Origin of the sequence: Terrimicrobium sacchariphilum (assembly GCF_001613545.1) — a bacterium.
In the GTDB taxonomy this organism is placed as follows: Bacteria; Verrucomicrobiota; Verrucomicrobiia; order Chthoniobacterales; family Terrimicrobiaceae; genus Terrimicrobium; species Terrimicrobium sacchariphilum.
Window position 1 is genome coordinate 3,116,926 of record NZ_BDCO01000002.1, and the last position, 20,742, is coordinate 3,137,667.

The 20,742-nt window shown below is 62.1% G+C and carries 23 protein-coding genes; 13 read left to right on the forward strand and 10 right to left on the reverse strand.

Going from position 1 to position 20,742, the window contains the following annotated elements:
- From mazG to TSACC_RS14630, 3 genes are read right to left on the reverse strand one after another with little or no spacing between them, the layout of a single operon-like run.
- Complete coding sequence (mazG, locus tag TSACC_RS14620; protein WP_075079979.1) at positions 1 to 789, reverse strand: nucleoside triphosphate pyrophosphohydrolase; 789 nt, start codon at positions 787 to 789, stop codon at positions 1 to 3.
- Complete coding sequence (locus TSACC_RS14625; RefSeq protein ID WP_075079980.1) at positions 786 to 1,508, reverse strand: DUF2270 domain-containing protein; 723 nt, start codon at positions 1,506 to 1,508, stop codon at positions 786 to 788. The genes mazG and TSACC_RS14625 overlap by 4 nt, the downstream gene beginning before the upstream one ends.
- Positions 1,509 to 2,354, reverse strand: a complete 846-nt coding sequence (locus TSACC_RS14630; RefSeq protein WP_075079981.1) for a DUF1751 domain-containing protein — start codon at positions 2,352 to 2,354, stop codon at positions 1,509 to 1,511.
- Between the two features lie 147 nt (positions 2,355 to 2,501).
- Here TSACC_RS14630 and TSACC_RS14635 point away from each other — a divergent pair, with 147 nt between their 5' ends.
- Both TSACC_RS14635 and TSACC_RS14640 read left to right on the forward strand, forming a co-directional pair.
- Entirely contained in the window at positions 2,502 to 4,343 is a 1,842-nt protein-coding gene (locus TSACC_RS14635; protein ID WP_075079982.1) for a phosphoenolpyruvate carboxykinase (GTP), read from the forward strand.
- Between the two features lie 129 nt (positions 4,344 to 4,472).
- Positions 4,473 to 4,892 (forward strand): hypothetical protein, encoded by a 420-nt coding sequence (locus TSACC_RS14640; protein WP_153811447.1) that lies wholly within the window; start codon positions 4,473 to 4,475, stop codon positions 4,890 to 4,892.
- Between the two features lie 218 nt (positions 4,893 to 5,110).
- Here the strand turns inward: TSACC_RS14640 and TSACC_RS14645 are convergent, their stop codons facing one another.
- A complete protein-coding gene (locus TSACC_RS14645; protein ID WP_075079984.1) occupies positions 5,111 to 5,620 on the reverse strand; it encodes a response regulator transcription factor in 510 nt (169 codons plus the stop codon).
- Between the two features lie 10 nt (positions 5,621 to 5,630).
- Positions 5,631 to 6,890, reverse strand: a complete 1,260-nt coding sequence (locus tag TSACC_RS14650) for a sensor histidine kinase (RefSeq protein ID WP_169809653.1) — start codon at positions 6,888 to 6,890, stop codon at positions 5,631 to 5,633.
- A gap of 401 nt (positions 6,891 to 7,291) precedes the next feature.
- On the opposite strand from TSACC_RS14650, the gene TSACC_RS14655 reads away from it, so the two are divergent.
- The 6 genes from TSACC_RS14655 to TSACC_RS14680 all read left to right on the forward strand — a co-directional run bounded on the left by TSACC_RS14655 (position 7,292) and on the right by TSACC_RS14680 (position 11,610).
- Positions 7,292 to 8,206, forward strand: a complete 915-nt coding sequence (locus tag TSACC_RS14655; protein WP_169809654.1) for a PEP-CTERM sorting domain-containing protein — start codon at positions 7,292 to 7,294, stop codon at positions 8,204 to 8,206.
- A 72-nt stretch (positions 8,207 to 8,278) separates the two neighbouring features.
- Complete coding sequence (locus tag TSACC_RS14660) at positions 8,279 to 8,986, forward strand: type II secretion system protein (protein WP_075079987.1); 708 nt, start codon at positions 8,279 to 8,281, stop codon at positions 8,984 to 8,986.
- A 63-nt stretch (positions 8,987 to 9,049) separates the two neighbouring features.
- Positions 9,050 to 9,907, forward strand: a complete 858-nt coding sequence (locus TSACC_RS14665; RefSeq protein WP_075079988.1) for a DJ-1/PfpI family protein — start codon at positions 9,050 to 9,052, stop codon at positions 9,905 to 9,907.
- Between the two features lie 154 nt (positions 9,908 to 10,061).
- Positions 10,062 to 10,460, forward strand: coding sequence for a copper chaperone PCu(A)C (locus TSACC_RS22145; protein WP_075080764.1), 399 nt, complete (start codon positions 10,062 to 10,064; stop codon positions 10,458 to 10,460).
- On the forward strand, positions 10,457 to 11,104 hold the full coding sequence (locus TSACC_RS14675; protein ID WP_075079989.1) for an SCO family protein: 648 nt from the start codon (positions 10,457 to 10,459) through the stop codon (positions 11,102 to 11,104). The genes TSACC_RS22145 and TSACC_RS14675 overlap by 4 nt, the downstream gene beginning before the upstream one ends.
- A complete protein-coding gene (locus tag TSACC_RS14680) occupies positions 11,101 to 11,610 on the forward strand; it encodes a c-type cytochrome (protein WP_075079990.1) in 510 nt (169 codons plus the stop codon). The genes TSACC_RS14675 and TSACC_RS14680 overlap by 4 nt, the downstream gene beginning before the upstream one ends.
- 200 nt (positions 11,611 to 11,810) lie before the next feature.
- Here the strand turns inward: TSACC_RS14680 and dinB are convergent, their stop codons facing one another.
- The 5 genes from dinB to TSACC_RS14705 form a co-directional block, all read right to left on the reverse strand.
- On the reverse strand, positions 11,811 to 12,878 hold the full coding sequence (gene dinB, locus TSACC_RS14685) for a DNA polymerase IV (protein ID WP_075079991.1): 1,068 nt from the start codon (positions 12,876 to 12,878) through the stop codon (positions 11,811 to 11,813).
- 6 nt (positions 12,879 to 12,884) lie between these two features.
- Positions 12,885 to 13,166, reverse strand: a complete 282-nt coding sequence (locus TSACC_RS14690; RefSeq protein ID WP_075079992.1) for a GNAT family N-acetyltransferase — start codon at positions 13,164 to 13,166, stop codon at positions 12,885 to 12,887.
- 172 nt (positions 13,167 to 13,338) lie between these two features.
- On the reverse strand, positions 13,339 to 14,628 hold the full coding sequence (locus TSACC_RS14695; RefSeq protein ID WP_075079993.1) for a DUF2851 family protein: 1,290 nt from the start codon (positions 14,626 to 14,628) through the stop codon (positions 13,339 to 13,341).
- Positions 14,625 to 16,196 (reverse strand): TIGR03790 family protein, encoded by a 1,572-nt coding sequence (locus TSACC_RS14700; protein WP_075079994.1) that lies wholly within the window; start codon positions 16,194 to 16,196, stop codon positions 14,625 to 14,627. Before TSACC_RS14700 ends, TSACC_RS14695 begins: the two co-directional genes overlap by 4 nt.
- Positions 16,193 to 16,975 (reverse strand): MBL fold metallo-hydrolase, encoded by a 783-nt coding sequence (locus TSACC_RS14705; protein ID WP_084400498.1) that lies wholly within the window; start codon positions 16,973 to 16,975, stop codon positions 16,193 to 16,195. Before TSACC_RS14705 ends, TSACC_RS14700 begins: the two co-directional genes overlap by 4 nt.
- Before the next feature lie 28 nt (positions 16,976 to 17,003).
- Between TSACC_RS14705 and recN the strand changes: the two genes are divergently transcribed.
- Genes recN through TSACC_RS14730 form a run of 5 tightly spaced genes read left to right on the forward strand, consistent with a single transcriptional unit; the run spans position 17,004 to position 20,741 of the window.
- The gene (gene recN / locus TSACC_RS14710) at positions 17,004 to 18,671 is read left to right on the forward strand and encodes a DNA repair protein RecN (protein WP_075079995.1); all 1,668 of its coding nucleotides are present in this window, start codon (positions 17,004 to 17,006) and stop codon (positions 18,669 to 18,671) included.
- A 50-nt stretch (positions 18,672 to 18,721) separates the two neighbouring features.
- Entirely contained in the window at positions 18,722 to 19,300 is a 579-nt protein-coding gene (locus tag TSACC_RS14715; RefSeq protein WP_075079996.1) for a YdeI/OmpD-associated family protein, read from the forward strand.
- A gap of 48 nt (positions 19,301 to 19,348) precedes the next feature.
- Positions 19,349 to 19,792, forward strand: coding sequence for a SecDF P1 head subdomain-containing protein (locus TSACC_RS14720; RefSeq protein ID WP_075079997.1), 444 nt, complete (start codon positions 19,349 to 19,351; stop codon positions 19,790 to 19,792).
- Positions 19,792 to 20,370, forward strand: a complete 579-nt coding sequence (locus TSACC_RS14725; protein ID WP_075079998.1) for a DUF1294 domain-containing protein — start codon at positions 19,792 to 19,794, stop codon at positions 20,368 to 20,370. The genes TSACC_RS14720 and TSACC_RS14725 overlap by 1 nt, the downstream gene beginning before the upstream one ends.
- A complete protein-coding gene (locus TSACC_RS14730; protein ID WP_075079999.1) occupies positions 20,370 to 20,741 on the forward strand; it encodes a hypothetical protein in 372 nt (123 codons plus the stop codon). Before TSACC_RS14725 ends, TSACC_RS14730 begins: the two co-directional genes overlap by 1 nt.
- The last annotated feature ends 1 nt before the right edge of the window (position 20,742 follow it).

Sequence of the window (20,742 nt, forward strand, 5' to 3'; positions counted from 1 at the left end):
TCAGGCTTGAGTGGAGGCGGCAGCAGCGGCGGCTTTGTGCTGGTCCCAGAGGGCGTTCATTTCGTCGGGCGAGGCATCCTCGATGCGGCGTCCCTGGGCGGCGAGGGCGGCCTCGACGGCCTGGAAGCGGGAGACGAACTTGCGGGTGGCGGCGGCGAGGGCGGTCTCGCTGTCGACCTTGAGCTTGCGGGAGAGGTTGACGACGGTGAAAAGGAGGTCGCCGAGCTCCTCCTCGACGTGGCGGGTTTCGCCGGAGGCGAGGGCCTGGCGGAGTTCCGCGATCTCCTCCTCGACTTTGTCAAAGACGGGGTCCGCAGCCTGCCAGTCGAAGCCGACGCGGGCGGCTTTTTTCTGGGCATTCTGCGCGCGCAGGAGGGCGGGCTGGCCGGAGCCGAGGCCGTCCATGATGGAGGTGCGGTCTTTTTTCTCGGCGCGCTTGATCTGCTCCCACTGGAGGAGCACCTCAGCGCTGTCGGCGGCGGCCTTGTCGCCAAAGACGTGGGGGTGGCGGCGGATGAGCTTTTCGCAGACCTCGGCGACGACCTCGTCGAAGGAAAAGGCGTCGCGTTCGCCCGCCATCTGGGCGTGCATGACGACGTGGAGCAGGATGTCGCCGAGCTCCTCACGGAGGTTGGGGTCGTCGGCCTTGTCGATGGCCTCGATGACCTCGTAGCACTCCTCGACGAGGGCGGCGCGGAGGCTGGAGTGGGTCTGCTCGCGGTCCCAAGGACAGCCATCGGGGGCGCGGAGACGGGCGACGATGTCGCGAAGGCGGGAGATGTCGCTCATATGCGCCAGAGCGAGGCGTTGCCGCCGCTGAATTCGTTGATCTCCTCGGACGAACGCCGGGAGACGTAGACGACGAGGAAGCCGACGGTGAGGATGGTGCCGATGTAGACGACGCAGGCGATCCAGGCCGGGAGGGCGTGAACGGCGAGGGCGTTATAGAAATGCTCCACGGAATCGATGGGCGAGCGGGCGTGGATGAAGACCTTCAGCGTCCAGGCGACGAGGATGATGGCAAAGATGAAGACGTAGTTGCGCTTCAGCCGTCGGGCGACGGCCTCGATGGCGGTGATCTTGAAGGAGGGCAGGATGAGATCCTCGCAGACGAGGCGACGCCACTCGCCGTCGAGGAGCTGCTGGCTTTGCGAGATCATGGGGACGAGGAAATGCGACTCGAGCATGCGCACGCGCCCGCGGAAGGCGTCGTAAAACCGATACCGCCGCGCCTCGATCCAGAGGAGCATCCAGACGAAGGCGAGATTGAAGAAAAAGACGATGTGCGGGACGTTGGGAAACGAGAAGGCGACAGTGATGATGGACGTCGTGCTCGTGATGGCCCAGGTGGTGGTGACGTCGAGGCGCTGCCGCCAGATCATGATGCGGCCGAGCTCGCCACGATAGAAGTGGATCATGGCGTTGACGTAACAACTGTCCTGCAAACTCGGGACAGGCATCCCGGAGTTGTCGGAGCGAGGCGGTTGAGGCGGAGGTATATCGGACATTTAGCGCGACCGCTCCTTATCCAACAGGGCGGCGCGGGCACGCTCAAGCTTTTCACGCTCGGCCTTGGTGAGGCTGGCGATGCCCTGGCGCGCGATCTTTTCCAGGATCGGGTCGATGGACTCGATATCCTCCTGCGGTTTCTCCCGGGGAACGACCCGCAGGCTGCGGCGCGACCGGCGCTGGCGAATAAACTGGCCAAAGGACGGGATGGCGAGGAAGGACACGGACGAGACGCCCTCGCGGGCAATCCAGAGCGCGCCGACGAAACACGAGCCCCACATCACGGCGAGGGAAACCCAGGATTGACCGGCCATCATCTGCAGCGTGTAGATGCCGATGGCGGCAATGCCGATCCAGCGGGCCTGGATGCTAAAGAAAATCTCCGCCGTCGGGTAGATGAGGACAAAGGCGATGAAGATCGCGAAATTCAGCAGGTTGGTTCCTGCCATCGGCCCGACAGGCACGCCGAGAAGGGCAAAGGCGGAGAGAATCGCCGGAGCGGCGACGAGGACGAGCACGTAGAGCCAGGCAAAGGAGCGGCGGCCGAGGAACTTCTCCACGTCGCGGCCAAAGATGCCGAGCATGACGATGGACACGGCATTCCAGATACCGGGCTCCACCACTGCGGAGTAGGTGAAGAACTGCCAGAGGTGAAACTCGCGGAGCGCGTAGTACGGGGTGAAGGCAAAAAGCGTGTCGTACCACCCGGCGCTGATGGCCGAGGCCAGCGCGGTCAGGATCATTGCCACACCCTGCGCGGCAGCGAGTGCCGTTGCGAGGTAAACAGGCACCTGGCCCACCCAGGTGATAGGTTCGCAATGCTCGAAATTGCGGTTGGCTATCATTGCTCAATGGTCAATTTAAGACTGCCCTCCCCGCGAAACAAGAAGGAATCTTTGGTCATTTTTGAGCAAAACTGATGAAAGCACTTGTCATCGTGTTTTGCATAAGATTATCTTATACGTGCAGTCTGAAAATCGCTGCCCACTTTTATGACACAACTCGCAAACCCACTGGGGACTCAACAGCCTGACAATCCGGCGGTATTGGATTGGGTGAATGAAATCGCAAAATTAACGGAGCCGAAGGAAATTTTCTGGGTCGATGGATCGGAAGCAGAAGACCGTCTCATGCGCGAGCGGATCGTGGAATCCGGCGCTGGTCAGTGGCTGAACGAAAAGCTGCGCCCGAATTCGCTCCTCGTTCGCAGCGACCCGCGCGACGTGGCTCGCGTGGAGCAGCGCACCTTCATCTGTTCGCTCTCGCCGAAGGACGCAGGCCCGACGAACAACTGGGAAGACCCCAAGGTGATGAAGGCCAAGCTGAACGGCCTTTTCAAGGGCTGTATGAAGGGCCGCACGATGTATGTGATCCCCTTCTCGATGGGCCCGATCGGATCGCCCATCGCCCAGTACGGCATCGAGATCTCCGACAGCCCGTACGTGGTGGCCAACATGCGCATCATGACCCGCATGGGATCGGCCGTGTATGCCGAGATCGCCAAGACCGGCACGTTTGTGAAGTGCCTGCACTCGGTCGGTTACCCGCTCGACGGACGCGCCGATGTGCCGTGGCCGTGCGATCCTGAGAATACCTACATCACACACTTCCCCGAAGAGCGCCTGATCATCAGCTACGGATCGGGATACGGTGGCAACGCGCTGCTGGGCAAGAAGTGCTTCGCGCTGCGCATCGCCTCGACGATGGCCCGCGACGAAGGCTGGATGGCCGAGCACATGCTCATCCTCGCCGTGACGGACCCGCAGGGCAAAAAGACCTATGTTTCCGCGGCCTTCCCGAGCGCCTGCGGCAAGACGAACTTTGCCATGCTCATCCCGCCGAAAGATCTGGCGGACAAGGGCTGGAAGGTGACGACGATCGGCGACGATATCGCCTGGATCAAGCCCGGCCCGACGGGATACCTGCATGCGATCAACCCGGAAGCCGGTTTCTTCGGCGTCGCCCCGGGCACCTCGTACGACAGCAACCCGATGGCCATGGATTCCGCCAAGAAGGACACGATCTTCACGAACGTGGCCCTCACCGACGACGGTGATGTGTGGTGGGAAGGCATGACGAAGCAGGCCCCGGCCCATCTGATCGACTGGAAGGGCAAGGATTGGACCCCGGAGACGAAGGATGCCGATGGCAAGCCCGTCCTGAGCAGCCACCCGAACAGCCGCTTCACCGCCCCGGCCCGCAACTGCCCGATCATCGACGAAGATTGGGAAAACCCCGCCGGTGTACCCATCAGCGCGATCATCTTCGGCGGCCGCCGTGCCACCACGATGCCGCTGATCTTCCAGGCCTTTAACTGGATCCACGGCGTGTACCTCGGCGCCACGGTCGGCTCGGAAATGACGGCTGCCGCAGCGGGAACGCTTGGCCAGGTGCGTCGCGACCCGATGGCCATGCTGCCCTTTGCCGGATACAACATGGGCGACTACTTCAGCCACTGGCTGGAGATGCGCGGCAAGATCAAGCACGTGCCCCGTATCTTCCACGTCAACTGGTTCCGCAAGGACGCGAATGGCAAGTTCCTCTGGCCGGGATTCGGCGAGAACACCCGCGTGCTCAAGTGGATCGTCGAGCGCTGCCAGTACGGCGCCCACGCTCTGGAGACCTCGGTCGGCTGGGTGCCCCAGTACGAGGACCTCGGCCTCGACAGCATCGAGAAGACGCTGACCAAGGAGCAGTTTGACGAAGTCCAGAAGCTGGACGTCGAAGAATGGCGCCGGGAGTTGATCCTGCAGGACGAACTCTTCTTCAAGCTCTACTCGAGCCTGCCGAAGGAACTCGTCTTCCAGCGGGAACTGCTGCTCGCCCGACTGTAAAAGATTCCGAAAGCATAGTTTTTAACCACTTTTCCGTGGGGGAAAACAGGAGGCGCGTCTTGTGGAGGGCGCGCCTCTTTGCTTTTCCAGGCATTGCCGCCCGGCGGGCGGATTGATACAGTGCCGGGCATGCGTGCCTTCCTTCCCGTGCTGTGTGCCGTAGTCCTCGCCGGTTGCGCCTCTGTAGGACACAACACCTCGAAGCCGTCGAGCGCGGCGATTCCCGCCACCGAGGCCCAGACGAATATCGCCGTCCTGCGCGCGCAGGCCATCGCCAGCCGCATGGATGAGGCGAAGATCACGAAGCTCCGCAAATCCGGCACGCCCTTTCTCGCCGTCCGCACCCTCAGCCTCACCCCCGAGCAAGCCGTCCAGCTCAAGCATCTCCTCCCCTCCGGCAACCCCGCCGAACTCATCTGCGTCGTCGTGTGGAGCGCCGTCACGGACAAAGCCGTGTCGAACGAATGCTACGTCCTCCCCACCGCGCCTGAAGTGGGCAAGCCGGTGACGCTCGGCGAGTATACGGCGGAGTATGTGGGGAGCAGGTAGGGCTTTTTTTTGGAAGGTCTCGCCCGAAAACATCCCGGTAAGCAGATAATAGCAACCGGTGGCTGCTTTCAGTTGCAGGGTGCTCATGATACGCCGAGGAACTGCTCGGACCCTTGAAGCGCAAACCTCGCGAATTCCGGAGTTTCCGGGAAGGAGCCATTATCGCCAGCCGAGCGCCACCAGGTTCGAAGGCTTTGGCTCTCCAATACGGAGGCGGATCAGCGGGCGGGAGGATATTTCGCGAGTTTACGCTGGAGCGAGCGCCGGTCGATGCCGAGCAATCTGGCAGCCTGGCTGATGTTGTTGCCACAGTCGGCAAGGATGCGCTGCAGGTGCTCCCATTCCACCCGATCGAGCGTCGGCACATCGACCTCCGTGGATTTTGGTCGCCCCTCCAGCGCGGCCTCGATCTGGTCGCTGTCGGCAGGTTTCAGCAGGTAGTCCGCGCAACCCAGCTTCACCGCCTCCATCGCAGTGGCGATACTTCCATAGCCGGTGAGCATGACGATCTTTGCTGACGGAACGGCCTCCTTCAGGCGGGGGATCAGGGAAAGGCCGGTATGACCCGGCATCTTGAGATCGAGGAGGATGGCGTCGGGATGAAAAGCCCGGCAATCCTCCACCGAGTGCTCGCCATCCGCAGCGATCACCTCATGATTGCGACGGCGCAGCGAGCGAGCGAGGGTCTCGCGAAAAACTTCGTCATCATCGATCAGCGCGATTCTCATGGATAGCAGATCAGGCGGTAAGCGGGAACTCCATGAAAACGCGGGTTCCCCGACCAGGGTCCGACTCGATCCGGAGGCGTCCCTTCATACGCTCGGTGAACATGCGTACGAGAAAAAGGCCCAGCCCCATGCCCTTGCCAGGGTCCTTGGTCGTAAAAAACGGCTCGCCCGCGTGCGCAGCGACGTCGGGAGTCATACCGGGACCGCAATCCTGCACCGTGGCAAGGACACGCTCCCTGTCGGTCTCGATACGCAGGATCACGGGACGGCCAGACTCATCGGCCTCACAGGCATTTTTCACCAGGACGGCAAGCGCCTGCAAGAGAGTCGTTGATGGGACAAAGACCGTAAGCCTGGGTTCCGTGATCTCGGCGGAGATGCGGGAATAATTGGCGGGACTGAGAAACTCCTTCAGTCGAGCCGGGATGTCGCCCAGCATGAAAGATTGCGGATTTTCCCCGATTTTGTCCGTCGTGTTCTCCGCAAGATTTTCCAGAATGGCGCGGCAGCGGTCGACCTCGGAGCGAATGAGCTTTGCGTCATGGAGACATCCGCTGCTTTCACACTGATCGCAGGCCTGCTTTTCGAGATCGGAGCTGATGACGGCTATGGTGTTGAGCGGGGTGGCCAGCTCATGGGCTACGCCTGCGGCGAGAGTGGCGAGGCCGGCGAACTTTTCATTCCTCACCCCGAGCAGCATGGCTTCCTGAAGTTGCACCTCGCGCAGGGCCAGCGCCGACTTGAGCTGCCCAACGAAGAAGGCAATGCAGATGCCGACCAGAATCATGGCTAGCAGCATGCCCTGAAGGTGAAAGTCAAAGCTGCCGCAGCAACTGATGCCAAGGCCGCTTTTAATCTCATAGGGGGACAAAAACAGGAGCGCGTAGCAAATCGAGCAAAGGACAACTCCGATCCAGGTCCACAGCGCAGGCAGGAGGACTGCTGCGATGGTGACATGCAGGAGGTAGAACGCGGTGAAGGGATTGTGAGGCCCGCCCAGCGAGTAAAGAATCACCGAAAGCGTCAACGTGTCGAGCAGGAGCAGCGCGGCACAACATTCCGTCTCGCGCAGCTTGTCCCCTCGCAGGGTGACGAAAAGATTGCTCCCCGCAGTGATAGCCAGGCACGGCAGCACCACGGCAAGAGGCAGCGCGATGTGGAGAAAATACGCGCTGGTGGCGAACAGCAGACATTGCCCCGCCAGGGAAAGCCATCGCAGCCGGATCAGCCACCGGAGGCCGGGCGCGATGGAGGCGATGCTGGATGTCATTTCGAACATGATGGCATCATCCCACCAGACAGCGCGAAAACAACTCCGAGATGCGGCAATTTGCCGCACCCGGGCCACTTGTAACAAAGGGCGGCATGTTTCCACGCCGCCCTTTGCGGTGAGAGTATATAGAGAACTGTCGTGAACCCGCAGGCCACATCTGGAGGGGTATCGGTTTCTTAGCGATGTGTCACCAGGCAGTGCATCCAAAAGGTGCGGCAAAGTGTCGCACAGGGCTCATGCTGCTTGAAGGAGCGACTGTCTGTCGCCTAGAACCCGTCGCGTATCGATTTCCGATCAGGTGATAGGAATTACCTTATCCGCAAAGAACTCACGGAGTCATGGTGCGTGATCGATTGAGGCCTATGACCCAGCTTGGAAAGCCAAATACTTATTGCATTATGAAACAAAGAATACTGTTTGCCTTGCTCATTGCGGGCTTGAGCCCGTGGAGAAAAATGATTGCGGCTTCATGGTTGAATGCGCGCCATCTCATGGTGGCCGGCGGGTTTGCGGCAGCCGGGATTGCGCAGGTCTCTGCGGCGACCCTTTCCGGGGGATCTGCGACATTCACACTCAAGCAAAACAATCCCACGGTGGCAGGTCTTTACGCCTTTGATGCGTATTTCGACGATACCGTTTCCTATAGCTACATCACGGCCTGGGATAATACCAATGGGGTCCAGGTGAACCCGGGAAATGTCGGCTACACCACTACCAGTATTGGCGGAGTGGACTACGTTGTCCTCAATGATCCGATCCGGCCCAACGGCTACACGCCTACGCCAGTGAGCGGGAGATCGCTTCAGACGACAAATCTGGAGTTTTCCACGGCTGACTTCAGTAAAGCGAACTTCCTATCGGACTGGAGCGCCTCTGCCGTCTATAGCATGTTTTATGTGAACAATGCCGGTGAGCAGATCGGCTTTACCAACATGACACGCTGGGACCCGTATAACAGTACGGGCAGCCTTATCAACGGAGACTTTGCTCTCCGTTACGTTTCGGAACGGGCTGTCGATGGAAAGTCCGGTCTGGTTCTTGCGAGCTATGCGGCGGGCTTTAATCCCTTCCTCTTTGCAGATCTGGCCAATGTCACGATCACCTTTGACAGTCTGACCAGCCAGCTAAACATTGCTGGCGATGTCCTGGTGGCCGAGGGTGTGTCCTACTGGGATGGCTTTGCCTCGAATGGAACCAACATTGGGACATTCAATCTCGCCGCCACCGTCGTTCCGGAACCCTCCACCTGGGCTCTGCTCGGGGTGGGCGCATTGACGGCATGGTGCTTTCGGCGCATGAGGCGGAGGGCATAGGCCTTCCTCATGACTCTGCTCCGGCGATCGCTGCCAGGGAGGCACTGCAATCAAAGAGGCCTCGCCTTCACCATGATCGAGCTTGTCGTGACCATCGGCATCATCGTGGCGATGGCGGCCCTGGCTCTTCCCAATGTGATCAAGGGAGTGAGAAAGGCCAAGAAAGTGGGCAGCTTGAGCAATCTGCGCACCTTTGTGCAGGCGGATATGTTGTACCTGGCGGATAAAGGGGAGTTCCCGCCCATGGATACATGGGTGCCGAGCAGCATCTCGACCGACAGGCTCTCTATCGTGGCGGAGTATTGCAATATGCCGATACCTTCGGGACCTGTGACGGCCTGGCCCAAACGGCGGAAGCAGCCGGGTTGGATCAATGATCCCCTGGCGAGAGATTCCGGAAAGGCGGAAGGAAGGACTGTCGGAGGTGGGCTCTATACCGGATATGTCTATGTAGGCAGACTGGACGAGTCGCCCATGGTCAAGATGGGACTGGGTACAATCACTCACCCGGAACATGCCGCAGATCGGAAGAATCTCCGCCGGGGAGTGCTGTGGTCGACCTTGCTGGCGGAGTTCAATACTTCCGAAGCTCGCCGGTACGAATGCTTTCACTATGATACGGTCTTTGCCTACCCGGACTTTGTTTTCAAGGAGACGGAAGTCGAGGGGTTCTATCGCGGCTGGTCGGACGGATCAGCCGAATGGGTACCGCGGAGTCAAATCAAGTTTGGCGGAGCCGACGTGCAAATCAGGCATGTCATGGGGAACTATTACTACTAGCTGCCTGAGGCGGGAAAGAGCCATGACGGAAACGTCGTCCACATTTACAGCGGATATTTACAGATGAAGGAAATCAATCCGGTAACCCGTCGCAAATTTTTCGATCTCCTGACGCTTCTCGGAGGAGGGCTTGTTCTTTCTGCCTGTGGTCAAGCTTCTGGTCCCAAGGTGGAGAACCCCCAACCGGAACCCGTCCCCTCTCAATATCCGCAGATCAAACTCGGAGAGGAGACCATACTGATACTTATCTACCCCGGTTTCACCGCCATCGATGCTCTCGGGCCAGAATATATTCTGTCCGGGATGATGGGAGCCAAGGTACGACTGGTGTCCAAAGATGGAAAACCCGTCACATGCGAGACGGGGTATCAGGTCGTCCCTCATTTCACGTTTCGCAACTGCCCGACCGCCCCCACTTTGCTGGTGGTGCCCGGTGGCACATCGGGGACACTGGACGCCATGGCGGATCGTGAAACATTACAATTCCTCCGCAAGGTCGGAGGAGCGGCGGAAATGGCCGGAAGTGTTTGCACGGGCTCCCTGCTCCTGGGAGCAGCCGGTCTTCTCCATGGATACAAGGCGACCAGCCATTGGCAAACACGGGAGTTACTGCCCTTGGTTGGGGCGATTCCGACAGACGAGAGAGTTGTAATTGACCGCAACCGTATCACCGGAGCAGGCGTCACGGCGGGGTTCGACTTTGCCCTCCGTCTGGTGCAACACTACCGGGGTGACTTTTACGCAAAAGGAATGGAGCTTTTAGCGCAATACGATCCTCATCCCCCCTTCCCAGGTGGAGGTGATCCCAAGACCGCCGATCCCGACGTCGTCGCTTTGTTGAATGAAATGCACAAACCCTTTGTCGACTTGTGCGCAGACGCTATTCAGCAGAATAAATTACCACCGATCCAGAATCCATGAGGCGATTCGATGGGTGTGGCAATATGTCGCACCCGGCGGGTCTTGCGTGTTCCTCGTTCAGAGCGTGATCTACAATGAATTCATGCAAAGTTTTCACCCGGCAAAATCATTTCTTCTCGTTTGTTCCATCTTCCTCACCGCATCAGCCCCTCTGATGGCTGATCCTGCCGTGACGATAGAGGGCGGGTGGGTGCGCGCCGTGCCTCCGGGTTATGTCAATACCGCAGCATATCTGACGATCAAAAACCCCGGCGCATCCGCCGTGCGAGTGACCGGAGCAACTGCAACGGTGGCGGAATCGGTCGGCCCGATGATTACCACCGAGAAAAAAGTGAACGGACAGACCGTCATGGGCATGGAGTTTGTCAAGGAGCTCACCATCCCTGCCAAAGGTCAGCTGGTCTTGGAGCCAGGCGGAGATCACCTGATGCTCATGGGATTGAAAAAGCGCCTTAACGAAGGAGACAAGGTAACCTTAATCCTGAATATCGAACCGGGAGCCAGCCGATTGGAAATCACCCTTCCAGTGTCCAGGCAGCAGCCAGCCCGATGAGCGAGACTTCCCCTCCCCGCAAGAGCCGCGTCGCGTGGATCGTCTGCGGCAGCCTGATCCTCCTCGCCTGCGCGCTGCTCTTTCTCTGGCGGCAGTGGGCGGCGATGACGCCTTATCAGTTTCACGGGACCTCCTACTCCGAGAACAAGGCGTTGCCGGACTTTCACCTTACCGGGCAAAATGGTCACCCAGTGAAGTTGAGCGATTTCCGAGGCAAGGTTGTCTTGCTGGAGTTCGGATTCACGACTTGCCCGAACATCTGCCCGACCTCCCTGGCAGACCTCGCCATGATCAATCGCACCCTCCGACCGGAAGAACGGGAAAAGGTCCAGGTGCTCTTTGTCACAGTGGACCCGCAACGCGACACTCCGGCCAAGCTCACGGAGTACATGCCGTTCTTTGACGAGAAATTTCTGGGACTGACAGGCACTCCCGAGGAAATCGAGACCGCGGCCAGGGATTACGGCGCGTATTATCGCCGCCTCCCACTTCCCGGCAGGCCGGACGACTATACGATGGATCATTCGACCTATACCTACCTCATTGATCGGGAGGGGCGCCTGCGGGTCATGTACGACCTTCGAAAGCTCAGGGACACGGATGATATCGTGCGAGACATCCGCCATCTCCAGCAGTCATCGTGAGTTTCCTGCGGACGATCGGGCTGGCGGCCATGGTGGTCATAACTTTTCCCTGCTGCAAACAGCGCCCGCAGAGAGGCGTGGAAGTGATTCGCGGGGCCGCCATCTACATGGAAAAGTGCGCCACCTGCCATGGGCAGAACGGCGTATCGCCCTTGCGATCGTGTCCGCCTTTACGGGACTCTGAGCGGCTGACTGGGAGCAATGAACCTTTGATCGCGATCCTCCTGGATGGATTGTGCGGACCCCTTCAAGTAAAAGGGCATACATACAACGGACTCATGCCCGCCTGGCGAACAGTCCTTTCCGACGAGGAGATCGCCAGTGTCCTGAACTTCCTCAGGCGGCAGTGGAGCACGAGCGACGAGTTGATTACATCCAGCACGGTCGCCGAACTGCGAAAGCGGACGGACACGAGGCAGACCTTCTGGACGGACACCGAGCTTCATTCCGTCTGGAATGCATCGCAAACGGACTTCGCTGGTTCCACCCAAAAGCCCGGGAGATGAAGCCCATCCATTCGCCCTCGGTGCGCCGCGCTCCCCATCAGCGCAGATATCCCGGTTGATTTCCTGCGTCGCTACCGAATGACCCTCATGCATGAAGCAGGCATCGAAGATGCGAGAGCTTATGACCCTCGGCATACATGATCGGAGGCTGAGGAAAATAGCGATATCTATGGCAAGGGATTCGAACGTACCGGGGGTAATCATACGCCAAAATCCAGCAGTTCCTGCGGGTCGTGCTCTTCCTCGATGTGGCGTTCGTCGGCGAAGCGGACTCCGGTGCCTAGGAGGCGGACGGGGCGGGGGGAGGATTCAAAGCCCTGGGTGAGGAGGCGGCGGAAAGTGTCGATGTCGGGGCGGTCGCAGAGGCATTCGCGGGTGATGCGGGTGAAGTCGTGGAATTTGATTTTGATGAAGGCCTTGCGGACGGGGCGCTCGGAGGCCTTGGTGCGGAGTTCCTCCATGAGCTCGTCGTAGAGCTCGGCCATGGCGTTCTGGCAGGCCGCGAGGGTGGCGAGGTTTTCGGCGTAGGTGCGTTCGTTGCTGAGGCTTTTGCGAATGCGGTTGGGGACGACGTCGCGGTCGTCCCGGCCGCGGCAGAGGGAATACAGTTCCTCGCCCCATTTTCCATGGCGGAGGGCGAGCTCGTGGAGGGGGATTTTTTGCAGGTCGCCGCAGGTGTGGATGCCGGCGGCGGCGAAGCGTTCGGCGCTCTTCGGCCCGATACCCCAGACCTTGCGCACGGGGAGGCCGCGCATGAAGGCGTCGATTTGATCGGGGGTGATGGCAAACTGGCCGTTGGGCTTGCGCCAGTCGCTGGCGATCTTGGCGAGCATCTTGTTGGGCGCGATACCCGCGCTGCCGGTGAGGCGGGTGGTTTCAAAGATGCGGGCTCGGATTTCCTTGGCGATGTCCCAGGCGTAACGGCCGAGGGCGGTGACGTCGAGGTAGGCTTCGTCGAGCGAGAGGGGCTCGACGAGCGGGGTGTAGGAGAGGAGGATCTCGCGGACGCGGGCGGAAGCCTCACGGTAGAGGTCGAAGCGCACGGGGAGGAAGACGAGGTGGGGGCAAAGCTCGCGGGCCTTGAAGCCGGGCATGGCGGAGCGCACGCCGTAGGCGCGGGCCTCGTAGTTGCACGTGGTGACGACGCCGCGCGGGCGTCCGCCGCCGACGGCGATGGGCTGGCCGGCGAGCTCGGGGCGTTCGCGCATCTCGACCGCCGCGTAAAAGCAGTCCATGTCGAGATGGATGATCTTGCGCACAGCCGACATGGGGGATCAGGCGGCGAGGTCCTGGAACTCGGGCCTCCGCGTGAGGAGCACGGCGACGTAGCTGCATTGCGGCACGATGCGGCAGCCGTGCTCGCGCGCATGGCGAAAGCCCGCCAGCACGAGGTGCTCGGCGATTCCCCTGCCCCGCAGCTCCGGCGGCACGAAGGTATGAGTGAATACCATGCGCCCGGCGCGCAGGTCGTACTCGGCCACGCTCAAATGCCCGTCGACGGTCATCTCAAAGCGAGACTCCGCGGTGTTGTGAATTACCTCGGGCAAGGCGGCCATGACGGGAGCTTACGAGGGCGAACGGCGGGTTGCAACCCGAGGCGGAGTTCCAACCTGACAGCTCTGACGGCAGGGGCGGGGGCAAAAAAGACCGGGGATTCTTCACCAGATTTCTCTGGGAGAGCCCCCGGACGGTAAGCCAAGAGTCCCATGAACTCCGCTTTGCATCAAGTCACCCCACCCTGCGGAAGCGCTCGTAGATGGCCTCGGGCGGGTCGGGAAAGAAGTCGTCGTAGGTCTGGAGGAGGCCCTGCTGGCGGGCGGCGGTGCGGTAGGGCTTCAGGCTGCCGCCGCTGAGCCATTCGGCGGCCTGGCGGAGTTTGCCGCTGGGGGCGGGACCGGGGAGAGAGGCGAGTTTTTGCCAGGCAGTCTCCTCGTCGGGAATGGCGGGTATGAAGGCATTGATCGCGAGGTCGGTGGCGCGGTCCTCGCCGACGAGGGCGATGTCGCCCGCGAGGCGGAAGGTGGCAAGATTCCAGTGCGCGGTCCAGTAGCGATGGCGGAGGGTTTGCAGGATGGCGATGAAGGCTCCGCAATCCCCGGCATCCAGCGCGCGGGTGATCTCGCTGAAGCGCGCGATGATGGCGGCCAGGGCGCCGAGGCGGCGGTGGGGGTGATTGGCCGGGCGGATACCGGCGAGCCGCCACGCGGCGGCGGGTAGGATGAGGCGTTCCTCGCGGGCACGGATGCGCCACCACTCCTCCCAGAGCGGGGCGAGGTAGGCACGGACATCGTCGGTCCCTTCATCGAATGTCTCGGCGTCGAGAAAGCCCGCGAGGCCGAAGAGCAGCGCCTCGCCTCCCTCGGCGCGGCAGCGGGCGAGCGCGGAGCGCTGGGCGATGAGGAGGAAGGGGATCTTGTTATTCCGGTAGCCGAGGCCGGTGGCGAGAGCCTGAAAGAGCGCATCGTCGCGATCAGTGAGGCGCGCGGCGGTGCGAAAGGCAGCGGCCTTGCGATGCAGGCGATGGCGGGCGGCGGACTCGACGAGCTCGATGGCGCGGGATTCGTCGAGCGGCGGGGCCGGGGTGAGCGGACGGGAATCGGGCGCGGCCGGATCGGCGGAAAGCCGGACCTGTGGCACCTCGCGATGGTCGCAATCGCGGGTGAAGACGCGGCGGGCGCTCTCCTGGAAATACCCGTGCAGAACGACGGAGCGAAAGGCGGGATTTGCGCCATGGCCATGGGCCTCCCAGTCGCGGTCGGCGAGATCGATCTCGATGTCGCCGCGCACCTCGGCTCCGTCAACGAGGAGACGGGCGTCGCGGAAATCCGGGCCGGGTTCGCGGTTCCAGTGGCCGGAGTGCAGTAGCTCGATGCGGCGACCGTCGCGGGACGTCCAGGCGGTGCCGAGGTCGCCTCGGTGGAAGCGGGCCTGCAATTCCAACTCCGTCGCGGTGGGCGGGAGATCGGGCGTCTCGCGGCAGCGGGCGGCGGCGCGCAGCTGGCCGTAGCGATCCATCATCGGGTGGGCCCGGGCGTGGTCACGGGGAAGAAGCGGTTTTGCAACTGCAGGAGGAGGAGCTTCTGCGCCGGAGGCTGGTTGGTGGCGAGCATGTTTTCCAGGAGGGATTTGGCTTGGTCGCGCTTGCCGGTTGCGCCGAGGAGGCCAAACTTTTCCAGCTGAAGGCGGTAGGTGATGAGCGGCGGATTCCTCATCGCGAGCGCATCGTTCACGCTCTTGAGCGAACCGGGCAAATCCCCACCGTCGGCCTGGGCTGCGCCAAGGGATTCCAGAAACATACTGCTGCCCGTGGAGGCGGCGGCGCGCTCGAGATCAGGGGCGGCAGCAATGACGCTGCCACTCGCACCGAGGACGGCCTGGCGGTATTTCTGCCAGATATTGGCTGATCCACTGACGACCGGGTCCTTCCACGCGGCATAGGGGCGGTAGAGAGGATCACCGAGCGAGACATTCATCCACGAGAGGGCGACAAGGGACGAGTAGGCGGCCTCGGCAAAGGTATAGCCATCGAGGAGACGAGCCGTAAGAACATCAAGGTGAGAAGTGAGCGTGAGGTAGGGCTCATAAACATTCCCGACGGTAGCCGCAGCGCCGCGTTCGAGAATCGGGCCGCACCATCCTGCGGAAACGTTGCGCAGAGTCGAGGCACTGAAGGAGTGCAGGTGAACGGCGACAGCGCCGGGGAGGAAGCGGAAGTCGAGTTCGCGGAACGGGCCGCTGACGTCGCCATCGTACCAGCCGAGATAATAGGCGGCGTCGGTGACGGGATAGCCCGCGGGCAGGGTCTCCGGAGCCTTGTCCCAGAGGACGGGTACGCCGCGACCGCGGAGGTTATTGGCGGCGATGTTGAGCCACTGGTCGCCTTCGAGATATGGGCCGCTGGTGATGCCGCGCGAGTCGAGGTAGGCCCAACCCCAAAGGCCGGTTTTTTCCGCCGCGAGAGCTCCATCGATCATGGATCGGACGGCTGTCTCGGAAGGAGCGTCGAGGCGGCAGACGAGGAGGATGCCGGGATCGACAAAGGAGTCGAGGATGGGCGTGACCTTGTCGGCATAGGGGTTCTTGATCGGCCCGGCGGGTGTTGGAATGGGCAGACCGAGACAGGCCAGTTCGCTATCGACCGATGCCTCGTCGCGCTCGAGCGGCGGGACGGGAGGCACAGGAGCCGGGGTGGCTCCGGGCACCACGGACGGTGCCGGGCGCGGGATGGGCCGGATTTTCAGCGGAACGCCGCGAATGACGGCGACGAAGCGTACCTTTGTCGCGGTGACCGTGCCGCCGCTCATCTGCCAAAAGCCGCCGGCCAGGAGTTTCTGCCGCAACGGACCGGCGATGGTGGTGTTGTATTCGTCGCGGGAAATCTCCTCGGTGAGCGCGCATGGAAGGCCAATGAGGTTGGCCGCCGGGATCTGGCGCTGCTTGGCATAGTATTGAGCCAGCGAGGTGGAGGTGGGGTCGGAGGAATTGTACACCACCAGGGTGGCGGCGGTTTCCTCGGGGGAGGCGGCGCGCGCGGTGAAGGCGGCGACGCAGAGGAGCAGGAAGGCCCAGCACTTGAGCTTAATCATAAAGTGAGTCGGAGTCCGTCGTAGGCGAGGCGGACGCCGGGAGGGAGGTTTTTCTCCGTCTCGGCATGGCCCAGCTCATGGCACATGTGGGTAAAGTACGTACTGCCCGGCTGCACGCGCCCGGCCACGGCGAGCGCCTCGTCGACGGTCATGTGGGTCGGGTGGTCGGCGTAGCGGAGGGCATCGAGGACAAGGATCTCCGCGCCCCGGGCGGCTTCGATGGCGGCATCGGGCACCTCGGCGCAGTCGGTGAAGTAGGCGAGTTTCCGCTCACCTCCCCGGCTGAAGACGAGCCCGGTCGTTGTCATTCGGCCATGGGGCAGATCGACGGGCACGATCTCCGTTTCGCCGAGGCGGAACGGGCCGTCGACGATGGTGGGCTCGGGGCGGATATAGTTGCGGTAGCGGTATTCCTCGCTGAAGGCGTAGGCAAAGATGCGGCGCAGATCGTCGATAGTGCGCTGCGACCCGTAGATGGGCATGTTTTTATCCTCGATCTCGCAGAACCGCCGCAGATCGTCGAAACCGAGGACGTGGTCGGTATGCGAGTGGGTGTAGACCACGGCGTCGATGTGGCGCAGGCCCTCGCGGAGGCATTGGGTGCGGAAATCCGGCGGGGTGTCGACCTGAATAACCATCTCGGGGGTGCGGAGCTGGATGCTGCTGCGGAGGCGCTGGTCCCTGGGGTCGTCGGACCGGCACACGGCGCACTCGCATCCGATGACCGGCACCCCGTGCGACGTCCCCGTGCCAAGAAATAGAATTTCCAACTCCCGCATTCGCCGCCTTTCATGCCATAGTCCGCCCATGTCCGCAACGCTCGCCTCCCTGCGCATCCGCAATCTCGCGCTCGTCGAGGATCTCACCTGGGAACCTTCACCGGGCTTCATCGCCATCACGGGCGAGACCGGCGCGGGAAAATCCGTGATCCTCGGCGCGCTAACCCTGCTCCTGGGGGACCGCGCGGACAAGGGGGTGATTCGCACCGGTGCCGATGCCGCCACGGTCGAGGCGGTCTTTGAAAACGCCACCGACCCGCGCCTCGCCACCGCGCTGGAGGACCACGGCGCGGAACCCGTCGAGGAAGGTCGCTTGATCGTGAAGCGCACGGTGCCCGCCGAGGGCGCGGGGAAGCAATTCGTCAACGGCTCGCCCTGCACGCTCGCCCTCCTGCGCGCGCTGGGCGACCTGCTCGTCGACCTGCACGGGCCGCACGACCACCAGAGCCTTTTCTCCCGCGACCAGCAGACGCGGCTGCTCGACAGCTTCGCCGGGAGCACGGCGCTGCGGGAGGAGTTCACCCTCGCCCGACGCCAGCTCCTCAAGCTCCGCGAGGAAAAGGACGCCATTCTCCAGGGCGAGCAGGCCCTCGCCCGCGAGATAGACCTGCTTTCCCATCAAGTCGCCGAGATCGACCAGGCGCAGCTCGCGCCCGGCGAGGAGGAAACGCTTCTCTCGCGCCAGAAGGCGGCGGCGAACTCCCAGCGCATCGGCGAGATTTGCACCCAGCTCGAGGCCGGCGTGAACGAATCGGACGATTCCCTCACCTCGCGGCTCGGCGAGCTTTCGCGCCTCGCGCGGGAGCTATCGCGCCTCGATCCCGGTTCGGAAGAGATCGCCCGCTCGTGCGACGAGGTCTTCACGGCGGCGGATTCCCTCGCCCGCGCCATCGCCACCTACTCCGCCTCGCTGGAGGACGGCCCGGCTAATCTCGACGAGATCGAGTCCCGGCTCGACGTGCTCCAGACCCTGAAACGCAAGTACGGCCACACGGTTGAGGCGGTGCTGGACTTTGCCGCGCAGGCCGCCGCCCGGCTGGAGGAACTCACGGGCCGCGCGGAACGCCGCGACACGCTCGACGCCGACATCGCCGCCGCCGAGCGCGCCATGCTCGACCTCGGCCACAAGCTCACGACGAAACGCACCGCCAGCGCGAAGAAGCTCGGCGACAAGGTGAAGACGGGGCTAAAGGATCTCGGGTTTGCGAAGGCGGAATTTTCCATCGCCCTGGAAAAGCTCGCCGACCCCGGCCCGCACGGCTGCGAGCAGGCGGAGTTTCAATTCTCCCCCAACCCCGGCGAGCCCGCGCGTCCGCTCCGCGCCATCGCCTCCAGCGGCGAAATTTCCCGCGTGATGCTCGCGCTCAAGGGCGCGTTGGCTGATCAGGACGACGTGCCGGTGCTGGTCTTTGACGAAATCGACGCCAACGTCGGCGGAGAAATCGCCGCCAAGGTCGGCCTGAAGATGAAGGAACTCGGCGCCGCCCGCCAGGTCCTCTGCATCACCCACCTCCCGCAGGTCGCGGCCCGCGCGGCGGAGCACTTCATCGTCACCAAGGAAGTCGAAAGCGGCCGCACCCGCACCCTCCTCGACCAGGCCACCGGAGCCAAACGCGAGCAGGAGCTGGCGCGCATGCTCGGCGGCCAGTCGGACTCCGCGAGGGCGCATGCCAAGGCGCTGCTGGCGGGGAAGTGAGTGCTTACGCTTAAGCAATCGCCAATAGCTCCGTGTCGAAAAAGGACACAATGAACCGCAAGGTCGACTTATACATTGCCCAAGCGAAGTCGTGGCGTGAGGAGACAGAGGCTTTGCGGGAGATTGCGCTGGGTTGGGGATTGACGGAAGAACTGAAGTGGGGAAAGCCGTGTTACTCCTTTGCGGGGAGCAATGTGGCGATCATTCAGGGATTTAAGGGGTATTGTGCGCTGCTGTTTTGCAAGGGAGCGCTGCTGAAGGATGTTGCGGGAATATTGGTGCGGCCGGGAGAGAATACGCAGGCGGCGCGGCAGGCGCGGTTTATGAGTGCGCGGGAGATCGCGGAGAAGGCGGATTTGCTGAAGGCTTATCTGTGCGAGGCCATCGCAGTGGAGAAGGCTGGGACGCAGGTGCGGTACAAGGAGACGGCTGATTTTGCGGTGCCGGAGGAACTGACTGCGATGATGAAGAAGGAACCTGCTTTAAAGGAGGCTTTCGCGGCGCTCACGCCCGGGCGGCAGCGCGGATACCTGCTGTATTTCGCCGGGGCGAAACAATCGGCCACACGGACGGCGCGGATCGAGAAGTGCCGGGACCAGATCCTCGCGGGCAAGGGATTGCGGGACTAAGTGACAAAGGCGGGGTTTTCTGGCATAGGCTTCGACCATTCCTTAGCCATGAAATCCCCTCTCCTCGCCCTCGTGGTATTGATCGCGGCTTTCGCCGAAGTGCGGGCGGCGGAGCCATCGGTGGTGTTTGCCAAGGTGCTGAAGGAGCGAAGCTCCTCTACGCGGGAGATGAGTTACGAGTTCAGCGGGAAGACCTTCTTGTTGCACGTCGAAATGACGCCGATCGTGGCGGATGCGGATTTTGAGCGGGCGGAGATTCTACCCGATGGGATGCTGAAGCTGTGGCTGACGGAGGCGGGGGAGAAGAAATTCGATGAAGTGGTCAAGGATTGGTACCAGAAGCAGATCGCCATCGTGATCAATGGCCGGGTCGTGTGTGCGCCCTCGCTGGAGGCAACATCGTTCGGGCGGGAGTTTACGATTTCCCACAATCTGCCGCGCGAGGAGGTGAAGGCACTGGTGGCGAGTTTTCCCCGGAAGGGCGGGCAGTAATGGCTGATCCGAAACCGCGAGCACTGGTTCCCCGCGCGGTCGCGCCTCGAGTCGCGACGCCCCGCGCGGTCGCGTCTCGCGCTGTCCCTCCGCGGTTCACGAGGAATCGCAAGCCGCTGCGCTCCGGCCAGAAAGGACCGAGGCGACCGGAACGGCCGACGCTTTCGTGGCTGGTGGCGGGGCTGATGCTGTGTGTGTTGATGGGGTTGCCGGGGCTGGCGGCGATCAAGCTTTCGCAGCATGTGCCGGGCTATGGGCTGCTGGGGTATTTTGTCGTGGTGTCGGTGCTGGCGTTTATTTTCTGCGCCTCGGACAAGCGGCAGGCAAAGGACCGCCAGTGGCGGACTCCGGAAAACTTCCTTCACTTCTTTGAGCTGATCGGGGGCTGGCCGGGGTCGTTCGCGGCGCAGCATCGCTTCCGGCACAAGGTGAAGAAGACGGGCTATCAGTTCGTCTTTTGGCTGATCGTGGCAGGATATCAACTCGTGGCGCTCGACTATCTGGCCGACTGGCGGCTTTCGCTGGGGCTGAGGGACGGGATTGCCCGGGGAGTTTCCGCATTGAATTCCGAAGGCTAATGAAACCGCCGCCACGGAGAAAGTTTCGCCCCCTGCTGGCGACCGGAATCGCGGTGCTCCATTTCGCGATCTTTGTCGTCGTCGCTTGGTTCGTACTCATTGGATCGTTAACCGGCTCGGGAGCGGGCGGACCGTTTTACCACGGCCCGGGGATGGCTGAAATCATCGGGATCACATTAGCGCCGACCTTGCTTATTCCCCTTCTGTTCGGCATCAAACCCTTGAGCATTCAACTCCTGTTCCTCACCGTTGCCTCGTCGAGCGCTCTGTATGGAGTTGCGATCTCTCTGCTGGTTTCCTATATCCTGAGTCGCCCGACGCCAACGAACCTCACGCGAAATGAGCCGGGAATACACGGCGACCCTTATTAGC